The following is a 2,343-nucleotide window of genomic DNA, read 5'->3' on the forward strand; positions in this document are numbered from 1 at the left end:
CCTTAGCCGGGCGTTATGTGGCAAAATTTGAGGTACGTATAAAGTGGTAGAAAATTATTTCGATTATATAAACAAAAGATTCACAGTTAGCTTCACTGAGCACAACACGCCTCCTGTTTTGTGCCCACATTGTTCTAGTGGTGAAATTAAGTTGGATAATGCAACATTCTCATTTGAGGAAAACCCTGACTCTAAGGCGCTTCATTCCCATCCTGAATTTGAAGCGGATTGGATTGAATATAGATATTCGGGCTCTTTCCTTTGTCCAAACTGCAACGGTCGTACGTACAGTTGTGGAACAGGTAGACATTACGAATTTCATCCTCAAGGTCCAGACGATGAATATGAGGACTTCCCCATTTTTTATCCGAAGTATTTTGAGCCGGTAATTCCTTTATTTCTAATCCACAATAAATGCCCGAAGCCAGTTCAAGACTTGTTGTTTTCATCGTTTAAACTAGCATGGACCGACGTATCCGCTTCGGCAAATAAACTAAGAATAGCTATTGAAACGTTACTTAATACAATTGATCCCGAGTTAGCGAAAATCACAGTACTGCATCAAAGAATAGAAGCTTTTAGTAAATCACAGCCTGAAGTCGCTGAATTGTTAATGGCAATTAAATGGTTAGGGAACGAAGCTAGTCATGAAGGAGCGCTAAAAGAGTACGATCTGGCTTTTGCATATGAAGTTATGGAATTATCGATTAATCGTCTTTTTGATGACTCTGAGGACAAGATTAAGCAACTAGTGGAACTAGTTAACAAAAACAAGGGTAAGCCGTTCCAAGAGTGGTAAGTGTAGGTGTGGTTTTGCACATAACAAAGCATTTAAGAGTGATTCGCAACGCTTGGCGCTTTCGCTTCGCTCAAGTATAGCCAAGCGCTGCTCACACCTTAATGCGGCGTTATGTGAATGGAGGTCAAAATGTCTTCTGTGCCAAGAAATAAGGATGAATTGGAGTTAACTATAAACTCAATATTTCCGAAACTCATGGCTGACTATCGTTCAATTCCGGAAAGCAAAGCTCGCAAATCTGGAGTAGAGGGAAACGTCAAAGGTACAGTCATTAGCGTTAGTGATACAGTGGCTTACTTGATTGGTTGGGGAAGACTCGTTCTTAAATGGCATCACTTAAGATCTCAAAACCAACATGTTGATTTCCCGGAAACTGGTTATAAATGGAACCAATTAGGTTCACTCGCTGAAAGCTTCCACGAAGAGTATTGTGAGTGGAAATATGACGATTTACTCATTGAGCTTGAGTCTACGGTTAACGAGATACTTTTACTCATTTCAAGCTTAAGTGACCATGATTTGTATGGTGTTGCGTGGTATGAACAATGGACTTTGGGGTGCATGATTCAGTTTAATACATCGTCACCTATGAAAAATATGCGTACAAAAGTTCGGCGTTTCAATCGAGAATTCACATAACAAACAATTTAAGTGTGATTCGGCACGCGTGGCGTTTTTACTATGCGTCGGTTTTAGTGATTATGGTGGTTGCGGCAGCATCTGTATTGCGTGCCTCACACCTTAATTGGGCGTTATGCTATCATTCACGCCTTTCAATTAACGGTGTTTTTTATGAAACTTATTCCTCTTTTAAAGCAGCCACGCATTCACTGACGGCATAGTGTTATTTCAATAATTCTTATTATTTAACATTAGCTTGAGGTTTAGTATGCACAAGAAGCATTGGTCAAAATTTCAGTTACTCCATGAGGTAGTAACTAACCCTAATATTTCTATCAAAGGCACACATAGTTATTACAGTGACTGCTGGGACAATGGATTTGAGGAATCTGTTGTTCGGTATCTTCATGGTGATGAAGTGAGTCGTGAATGGGAACCTAGGTGGGAAATCGATAAACTCCATATTGGTGATTACGTTTGCATCGGCGCAGAGGCAGTTATCTTAATGGGTGGTAATCATACCCATAGGGCGGATTGGTTCTGTTTATATCCATTTATGGACTACATTGATGAAGCGTATAGAGGCAAAGGTGATACCTTTATCCATGATGGTGCATGGCTTGGGATGAGGTCAATGGTTATGCCTGGTGTGACAATCGGAGAAGGAGCCATAGTTGCTGCAAATAGCGTGGTAACTAAAGATGTTGCCCCTTATAGTGTTGTTGGTGGCACGCCTGCCAAATTAGTCAAATATCGCTTTGACGAATCGGTAATTGCCGAACTGTTGAAAATGCAAATCTATGATTGGCCCACAGAGAAGTTTGAAGCCTTAAAGCGATATCTATGTGCATCAGACATTCAACAACTAAAGAGCGCAGCAGCAGCTTACGATGTTGAAAAATAGCACATAACAAACGCTTCAA

The 2,343-nt window shown here is 40.5% G+C and carries 3 protein-coding genes; all 3 read left to right on the plus strand.

Annotated features, from left to right (window positions below; translation table 11 throughout):
• Nucleotides 1–43 precede the first annotated feature (43 nt).
• The 3 genes from PL85_RS19035 to PL85_RS16610 all read left to right on the plus strand — a co-directional run bounded on the left by PL85_RS19035 (nucleotide 44) and on the right by PL85_RS16610 (nucleotide 2,324).
• Nucleotides 44–799, plus strand: a complete 756-nt coding sequence (locus PL85_RS19035; protein ID WP_081245465.1) for a DUF4145 domain-containing protein — start codon at nucleotides 44–46, stop codon at nucleotides 797–799.
• 129 nt (nucleotides 800–928) lie between these two features.
• The gene (locus PL85_RS16600; RefSeq protein ID WP_115340184.1) at nucleotides 929–1,438 is read left to right on the plus strand and encodes a ClbS/DfsB family four-helix bundle protein; all 510 of its coding nucleotides are present in this window, start codon (nucleotides 929–931) and stop codon (nucleotides 1,436–1,438) included.
• Nucleotides 1,439–1,688: 250 nt separating this feature from the next.
• Nucleotides 1,689–2,324, plus strand: coding sequence for a CatB-related O-acetyltransferase (locus PL85_RS16610; protein WP_080610089.1), 636 nt, complete (start codon nucleotides 1,689–1,691; stop codon nucleotides 2,322–2,324).
• Nucleotides 2,325–2,343 lie beyond the last annotated feature (19 nt).

It is taken from the genome of Vibrio anguillarum (genome assembly GCF_001989995.2).
Taxonomy (GTDB): domain Bacteria; phylum Pseudomonadota; class Gammaproteobacteria; order Enterobacterales; family Vibrionaceae; genus Vibrio; species Vibrio anguillarum.

Coding starts and splice junctions, on each gene's coding strand:
- PL85_RS16600 (WP_115340184.1), top strand. CDS start 929: ATGTCTTCTGTGCCAAGAAATAAGGATGAATTGGAGTTAACTATAAAC.
- PL85_RS16610 (WP_080610089.1), top strand. CDS start 1,689: ATGCACAAGAAGCATTGGTCAAAATTTCAGTTACTCCATGAGGTAGTA.